We start from the raw sequence: 7,927 nt of genomic DNA on the forward strand, positions 1-7,927 counted from the left end.
GATGCTCGCAATTCCTTCCCCCTATACCTTGCTGCTGGTCGATGACAACCCGATCAATCTGCAGCTGATCACCCAGATCATCGCCCTCGATCTGCCCGACGTGCAGCTGTTGACTGCCGCCAATGCCAGAGAAGGATTGAACCTGGTAACAGCGGCGCAGATTGACGGGGCCTTTATTGACGTGCAAATGCCGGGGATGGATGGTCTGGAAATGTGCCGCCAGTTGCGCCTGCACCCGCGTACAGCACGCATTCCTGTGGTACTGATGACCGCTCACATCGCTTCACCGCAACTGCGTGCGGCAGGGCTTGAGGTTGGCGCCCACGACTTCATTAGCAAGCCGATCAGCAACGTCGAAATGCTGGCACGCATCAAGGTCATGCTGCGTTTGTGCGAAAACGAACGCGCCCAGGCAACCAGGACAGCGCAGCTGCAGCAGCAACTCGCAGGGCATTCGACCCAGGTGCGCTGGCTCAGCGGGCTGCTGGTCTCCGGTGACGGTTTTTTAGCCGCTGCCGACGAACAATGGCTGCGCCAGTTGGCCGTCGACCTGCCTGTGGCCGCTGGCCAGGATAATCGTCTTTTTTATGAAAAGCTGATCAGTGATTTCCCCCTCCCCTGGCGCCGCACCCTGCTGAAACTGTCCCTGCTCGAAAGTATTCCGTTGGTACTGGCCGGGACATTGAGTGAAATAGCTGACATTGCTGCCGGTCTTGATTATCTTATGCGCCATCAGTTGTCTCTGGTACAGATCGGAGACAAGGAAGACTGCCTGCTGTTTAATCCTCAGGTCAAAACCTTGTTACGCAATAAGGCGCAACAGCTGCTGAGTGATGCCGAACGCCTGGAGGTTTATCGCATTGCCGGCGACTGGTATCGCGAGCGCGGGCAGATGTTGCCATTACTGGCCTGTCTGATCGGTGCAGGCCAATACACGGAGGTTTCACAATTGCTCAGCCTGTGCGGCGCGGATCTGTTGCAGCTGGAAGACGCCTGTATTTCAATACAGATTCTCGACCAGATTGGCGATGATACGGTGGCAGGTTGTGGTTGGCAGTCGCTGTTGCGCGGCATGATGCGCCTGAACAATCTGGCCGCAGATTCCGCTCTTTGGCTGGAACTGGCTTATCAACTGTTCGCAAGTAAAGACGACGCGCGCGGGATGGTCCTCGCTCAGTCCTGGCAGCTGTTACAGACCATCTATGTCGATGGCAACTGGAACGATTGGCATTCACGTTTTGCTGATTATGCGCAACTGGCTGACCAGGTGATGCCGACGCTGGCGGTGGGCGAACAGCTGACTATTGCTTTTGCCCTTGGTTTGGGTCAGATCTGTTTTGTTGGTGAGCTGGTAGCTACGCAAAAAATTCTCGATCATGCTCTTGCCCAGGCTCAGCAGGCCGGGCCCGGCTCAGCCCTTACCCGCCTGCAATTGTTGCGGGTGCGGCTGGCTCTGCATCAGGGGCGCGTCCTGGTCGCCCGTACCGCTTTTGAGCAGGCTTACAGTGCTCCGGCAGATCACTACAGTTATTTCGAATGGCTGATGATTCACCAGGCCGCTTTCGACCTGCTGCTGATCGATGGGACCCTGTCGGGATTACATCAGCAACAGGCATTTCTGACCCGTGACTGTCCATTGCAACAGCAGCAACGTGCTCTGATTGATCCTCTCTACGGGTATTATGCTGCCAGCCTGCTGGTTGCCCGCGATCAGCAGGAACCCGCTGAACAGTTCATTGAAACGGCACTGAATTCCCTGCGCGGCGGCAGCAGTGATCATCTGCGCAGTCTGCTGATACAACTGCGGGGTTTGATCAAAGCACAGGGTGGCACCAGCGGTGCGGCAAACGCCGATCTGGAAAAGGGGTTGGAATTACGTCGCCAGGCGGGTGGGCTGGTGTGTCGGCTGGAAAATCTGCTGCTGGCGGGTGTTACCTGCGTTGTTCTTGATCAACCAGACCGCGCCTATCGTTTTTTTGCTGATGCTCTGAGTGCATCACAGCAGTTGGGTGAGGAGCGTCTGCGAACCGGTCTTCATGCCTGGCTGGCGGTGGTGTGTCGGCGCCTGGGGCAGCGACCGGCAGCGGATGAACATCTGCATGCTTTTTTTGATCTGTTGCGGCGCCAACGAACCCTCTTTTTCTGGGGATTAACCGGCGAATTGCTGAGGCAGTTGCTGCCGCTGCTTTCTGCCGCAAGGGAGCGGGAATTGTTGCTGCCGTTGTTGGGAAAATATCTCCATCTCGATGTTGATGATCAGCAACAGCCTGTGGGAAGGATAGAGATCAGTACCCTGGGTGGTTTTACCGTGCAAAAGGGTCTGGAGTGTTTCGATCTCAACCAGGTTGGTCAGTCATCACGGCTGATGCTGGCGCTGTTACTGATGGCACCACAACGCACCTTGAGCATCGAGGTGCTGATGGGGCAGATATGGCCCGACAGTCCGCCGGTCAAGGCCCGTAACAATTTTGATGCAGCCCATAGCCGGTTGCGCAAAGCCCTGGAAGAAGTATTTGGGAAAGGGGTCCGTTACCATTATCTGGTGCTGGGCAAGGGGATGCTGGCGCTACATCATGTCGGGGTCGATGTTCATCTCTTTGTGCAGCACATGGAACGTGCCCGTTATCATTTGCAGCGCGAGCAACACTGGCAGGCCGAGCAGCGTTTATGGCGGATGGAGCGGCTGTGGCAGGGTAAGTTTTTGGACGGTTACGAGCTCGGCGATGATCTGCCGCGCTATCGCGATCAGTTCAACCAGTTGCGTCTTGAGCAACTGCAGGCCCTTGCCGGCTTGTTGGCGCGCCGCCATGCTTATCAGCAGGCCGCTGTTCTCTTGCGCAACGGGCTGGTTCTTGATCCAACCACCGATGCATTGATCAAGCAACTGCTCGGCATTTATCGTCAGCAGGGCGATGCGCGCTCAGCAGCACAACTGCTCAAGGATTACCGTATCGAGCTGCAGTGTGAGGGGTACGATGCGGGGGAAATCGACGAGTTGATTGAAGCTTTTGGGGCTCATTGGCTCAGGACCGGCATAAATCATCCTAAGGAGAAGATAAACCATGGGTCATTGTGATAGTTGTCAGGACAGCAGTTGTTCGGTCAAGCAGCCGGGCAACCCCCAGGATCAGCAACAGCACATGATGCAGGCGCTGGCGCTGCGCATGTGTACGGTAAAGCAGAAAATTGTCGTCATGTCGGGCAAGGGTGGTGTTGGTAAAAGTACCACCGCTGTTAATCTGGCACTGGCGCTTGCCAACGCCGGCAAAAAGGTCGGACTACTCGATATCGATCTGCATGGACCAAGTCTGCCAACCATGTTCGGGGTCCGAGGAGATCGTCCGGTGATGGATGAAGAGGGTATTCATCCCCTCAACGTGTATGGGATCAAGCTGATGTCCCTGGGGCTGTTGTTGCCCGGCGACGGCAGCGCCACCATCATGCGTGGGCCGATGAAGCACGGCGCCATTTTACAGTTACTCGCAGACGTGGTATGGGGTGATCTTGATTTTCTGCTCCTTGATTGCCCGCCCGGAACTGGCGATGAACCGTTGAGTGCGGTGCAGTTGCTCGGGAATAGAGCCGCTGCTGTCGTGGTGACCACGCCCCAGGATGTTGCTCTGACCGATGTGGAAAAGTCCCTGAGCTTTTGTCGTGAACTGAAGCTGCCGGTGGTTGGCCTGGTGGAGAATATGAGCGGCTTTATCTGTCCTCATTGTGGCGAGTCATCCCCCATCTTCAAGCAGGGAGGTGCCGCCGCACTGGCTGAGAAAACCGGCGTTGCCCTGCTCGCCCAGGTGCCCCTTGATCCCCAGGTGGTGGTTGCCGGTGATGCCGGTGAGCCGCACATCATCAGCCACCCGGATGCACTGGGGAGCAAGGCCTTGACCGCAGTCGCCGCAGCGGTGATCAGATTCACGGCGGCTGCGGCTTGATATCATCGTTGCCGGAGTGCTATCCTACTAAGTTTACGAGGATGTTATTTGCCAAGTTGCCAATGTAGCTGATCAACCCAGTTAGAGAGGTGTTATGAAAATTAGTGAAAAGAATGTTGCCTACGTCGCCGGATTGGCACGGCTGTCCCTGACTCCGGAGGAATTGAAAACCATGACCGGGCAGATGGACGCGATATTGGGTTATGTTGACAAACTCAACGAACTGAATACCGACGGTATTATCCCGACTGCTCATGCCGTACCCATGGCCAATGCGTTTCGGGTCGACCAGGTGGTAACCTCCATTGGTACTGCGGCTGCTCTTGCTAATGCGCCGCACGGGGCAGATGGGTGTTTCCAGGTACCAAAGGTGATTGAATAAGTCGGCAGGGTCCAGGGAGAAAAGAAATCTATGTCAGTATTACAGTTAACAATCAGCGGCTTGCGTGAGGAGTTGCAGGCGCAACGCACAAGCGCCGTTGCCGTGACCCGCCGGTGTATTGAGCGTATCGACAACACTGATGACCAGCTCAATACCTTTGTCAGCCGCTGTGACGACAGTGCCTTCCAGGATGCAACGGCAGCGGATGTCCGGCTAAGCGCGGGTAAGGCCGCAACCCTGACCGGGATCCCCCTGGGCTTGAAGGATATCTTCAGCACCAAAGGGTTGCGCACCACCTGTGGCTCGAAGATCCTTGCCAACTATGTGCCGGTTTACGATGCCACTGTGGTGGAACGCCTGCGTGAGCAGGGGGCAGTGATTGTCGGCAAGCTCAACATGGATGAATTTGCCATGGGCAGCTCCAACGAAAGCAGCGCCGCCGGGGTGTGTCGCAACCCCTGGGATACCAACCATGTGCCTGGCGGTTCTTCCGGCGGCAGTGCCGTCGCAGTTGCTGCCGGTCAGGTGGTGGCCGCTCTGGGCACTGATACCGGCGGTTCGATCCGTCAACCGGCCGCCCACTGTGGCGTCGTCGGACTCAAGCCGACCTACGGGCGCGTCTCGCGTTACGGCGTCATTGCCTATGCCTCATCCCTCGACCAGGTCGGCCCCATTACCCGCACAGTTGAAGATTGCGCCCTGTTGCTGGAAGCTATTGCCGGCTACGACCCCTGCGACTCAACCTCGGTGGATTGCCCGGTGCCCGACTATCAGGCCAGTTTGCGTGACGGTGTCGCCGGTAAAAAAATCGGTCTGCCGCAGGAATATTTTATTGCCGGGCTGGATCCAGCGGTAAAAGCGGCTGTTGACGCAGCGGTTGAGGTTTACCGCGGCCTGGGCGCTGAACTGGTACCGGTCAGCCTGCCCCATACCGATTATTCGGTGGCCTGTTACTATCTGATTGCCACTGCTGAGGCCTCGAGCAACCTTGCCCGTTACGATGGCGTGCGTTTCGGCGTGCGCCACTGCACCGGTGGCGGCCTGATCGATATGTATCAGCAGACCCGCAGCGCCGGTTTCGGTGCCGAGGTCAAGCGTCGTATCATGCTTGGTACCTACGCCCTCTCTTCCGGTTACTATGATGCCTACTATCTCAAGGCGCAGAAAGTCCGCACCCTGATCCGTCAGGATTTTCTCAAGGCATTCGAACAGGTTGATCTGCTGCTGACACCGGTAGCACCTACTGCCGCCTTTAAAATCGGCGAAAAAATGGACGATCCGCTACAGATGTATCTGTCAGATATTTTCACCATTCCGGCCAATCTCGCCGGCACCTGCGCCAGGAGTATTCCCTGTGGCTTTGACGCTGCCGGGTTGCCCATCGGCCTGCAGTTGATCGGCAAGCCTTTTGGGGAAGAAGAGATGTTGCAGGCAGCCTGGGCCTTTGAGCAGGCCACCGACTGGCATACGTGCCGGCCGACATTGTAAGACGCCGGGATTCACTGCTTTTGAGTATCAACCGCTGAACACAACAGGGGAACCTGATGAAGACTCGCTATGAAACCGTTATCGGTCTGGAAGTTCACGTCCAGTTGACCACCGCCACCAAGATTTTCTGTGGCTGCTCCACCGCCTTTGGCCAATCTCCCAACAGTCAGACCTGTCCGGTCTGCCTGGGATTACCGGGAGCGCTGCCGGTGCTCAACCGGGAGGTGGTCAACGCCGCGATTAAAACCGGTCTGGCCACCAACTGCCGGATTGCCCCTTATTCCATCTTTGCCCGAAAAAACTACTTCTATCCCGATTTGCCCAAGGGCTATCAGATTTCCCAGTTTGAGCTGCCCATCTGCGAACAGGGCTGGCTTGATATCAGTAGTGAGGAGTTTGCCGCCAAGCGCATTGGCATTACCCGCATCCACATGGAAGAGGACGCCGGCAAGCTGCTCCATGCTGCCAATGCCGGTTCGCTGGTTGACCTCAACCGCGCCTGTACGCCCCTGCTCGAAGTGGTGTCGGAGCCGGACATGCGCAGTGCTGCCGAGGCCATTGCCTATCTGAAACAGCTCCATCAGATCGTCGTTTACTTGGGGGTGTGTGACGGCAACATGGAGGAAGGCTCTTTCCGCTGTGATGCCAACGTGTCAGTGCGCCCTGTTGGCCAGGCTGAGTTGGGCACCCGTGCTGAGCTGAAAAATCTCAATTCCTTCCGTTTTATCAAGCAGGCTATCGATTATGAGGTCGAGCGGCAGATTGAGCTGATCGAAGAGGGGGGCAAGGTGGTGCAGGAAACGCGCCTGTTTGATCCTGACGCCGGGGTGACCCGTTCCATGCGCGGTAAGGAACAGGCCCACGATTATCGCTATTTCCCTGACCCCGATCTGCTGCCGCTGGAAGTTTCGGAAGGCTGGATCGCCGAGGTGCGTGCCGCCTTGCCGGAGCTGCCGGATCAGAAACGCCGGCGTTACGAAGAACAGCTGGGATTGCCTGCTTACGATGCCGCAGTGCTGTCGGCTGAGCGCCCATTGGCGGAATATTTCGAGGCGCTGGTGGTACGGCATAACAATCCGAAACTCTGCTCCAACTGGGTGATGGGGGAGGTGCTCGGTGCCATCAGGGAGAACAATGTCGCTATTGATGATTGTCCCGTGACGCCCGAATTACTCGCCGGAATCTTGAAGCGCATCGAGGATAACAGCATCTCCGGCAAGATCGCCAAAACCGTCTTCAGTGCCATCTGGCAGACGGGCAAAAGCGCCGACGAAGTCATCGCTGAAAGGGGCCTCAAACAGGTCAGTGATAGCGCTGCCCTTGCTGCCATTATTGCTGAGGTGATTGCCGCTAACCCAACGGAAGTGGCGGAATACCGGGGTGGCAAGGAAAAACTGATGGGCTTTTTTGTCGGTCAGGTGATGAAAGAAAGCAAGGGCAAGGCGAATCCGGGATTGGTGAACAAATTATTGAAAGAACGTCTGTCGGTGTAACAGAAAGGAACCCTCATGGCGAAAACTGCGATCGTGCGAGCGGGGGTTGAACAATCGAAATCGGGATCGAAATCGAAATCGAAATCGGGATCATAAAGAAATGACACTTGGCCACGAGAAGCTTGATGTTTACCGCCTTTCGATCGACTACGTCGCCTGGGTGTACGAGAAGGCCGGGAAACTCAATGGTGTCCATCGGGCGGCCCGAGATCAGTGGTTGCGTGCGAGCCAGTCGATACCGCTGAATATTGCCGAAGGCAACGGCAAGACAGCCGAAGCGGATCGCAGACGTTATTTTGAGATCGCGCGCGGTTCAGCGCTGGAATGCGCCGCCATTCAGGATGTGCTGGTTGTTGGCAAAGCTTTGCGGGAGGCGGAGAGTCAGAGCCGTAAAGCTGACCTTGATCGCGTGGCGGCGATGCTCAGCCGTCTGGGTGGTCGGGGCTACCAGGTTCGAGAGGATCAGGCGGTCTACGGCACCGGTAAGAACGATTTCGATCCCGATAGCGATTTCGATTTGGACAAAGAGCAACCCCTGATCGATGGAAAGGGTGCGGAAGCGGGAAAATCGTTTAATCGGTAGTTTGAATTAAGACAAAAGGAACCATCATGGCCAGTTGCCCCATCGA

At 56.6% G+C, this 7,927-nt stretch carries 6 protein-coding genes; all 6 read left to right on the forward strand.

Annotated features, from left to right (window positions below):
• The first annotated feature begins 1 nt into the window (after window position 1).
• Entirely contained in the window at window positions 2-3,076 is a 3,075-nt protein-coding gene (locus tag AC6F7T_RS01840; protein WP_500716269.1) for a response regulator, read from the forward strand.
• On the forward strand, window positions 3,063-3,935 hold the full coding sequence (locus tag AC6F7T_RS01845; protein WP_500716270.1) for a P-loop NTPase: 873 nt from the start codon (window positions 3,063-3,065) through the stop codon (window positions 3,933-3,935). Before AC6F7T_RS01840 ends, AC6F7T_RS01845 begins: the two co-directional genes overlap by 14 nt.
• 94 nt (window positions 3,936-4,029) lie before the next feature.
• Window positions 4,030-4,317, forward strand: coding sequence for an Asp-tRNA(Asn)/Glu-tRNA(Gln) amidotransferase subunit GatC (gene gatC, locus AC6F7T_RS01850; RefSeq protein WP_500716271.1), 288 nt, complete (start codon window positions 4,030-4,032; stop codon window positions 4,315-4,317).
• A 30-nt stretch (window positions 4,318-4,347) separates the two neighbouring features.
• Entirely contained in the window at window positions 4,348-5,805 is a 1,458-nt protein-coding gene (gene gatA, locus AC6F7T_RS01855) for an Asp-tRNA(Asn)/Glu-tRNA(Gln) amidotransferase subunit GatA (protein WP_500716272.1), read from the forward strand.
• A 56-nt stretch (window positions 5,806-5,861) separates the two neighbouring features.
• Complete coding sequence (gene gatB, locus AC6F7T_RS01860) at window positions 5,862-7,298, forward strand: Asp-tRNA(Asn)/Glu-tRNA(Gln) amidotransferase subunit GatB (RefSeq protein ID WP_500716273.1); 1,437 nt, start codon at window positions 5,862-5,864, stop codon at window positions 7,296-7,298.
• Window positions 7,299-7,398: 100 nt separating this feature from the next.
• A complete protein-coding gene (locus tag AC6F7T_RS01865) occupies window positions 7,399-7,881 on the forward strand; it encodes a four helix bundle protein (RefSeq protein ID WP_500716274.1) in 483 nt (160 codons plus the stop codon).
• The last annotated feature ends 46 nt before the right edge of the window (window positions 7,882-7,927 follow it).

The sequence above is a fragment of the Pelovirga sp. genome, assembly GCF_059864205.1.

What these genes read in the sequence shown, in the direction of transcription:
- AC6F7T_RS01840 (WP_500716269.1), top strand. Translation starts at nt 2, where the DNA reads ATGCTCGCAATTCCTTCCCCCTATACCTTGCTGCTGGTCGATGACAAC.
- AC6F7T_RS01845 (WP_500716270.1), top strand. Translation starts at nt 3,063, where the DNA reads ATGGGTCATTGTGATAGTTGTCAGGACAGCAGTTGTTCGGTCAAGCAG.
- gatC (WP_500716271.1), top strand. Translation starts at nt 4,030, where the DNA reads ATGAAAATTAGTGAAAAGAATGTTGCCTACGTCGCCGGATTGGCACGG.
- gatA (WP_500716272.1), top strand. Translation starts at nt 4,348, where the DNA reads ATGTCAGTATTACAGTTAACAATCAGCGGCTTGCGTGAGGAGTTGCAG.
- gatB (WP_500716273.1), top strand. Translation starts at nt 5,862, where the DNA reads ATGAAGACTCGCTATGAAACCGTTATCGGTCTGGAAGTTCACGTCCAG.
- AC6F7T_RS01865 (WP_500716274.1), top strand. Translation starts at nt 7,399, where the DNA reads ATGACACTTGGCCACGAGAAGCTTGATGTTTACCGCCTTTCGATCGAC.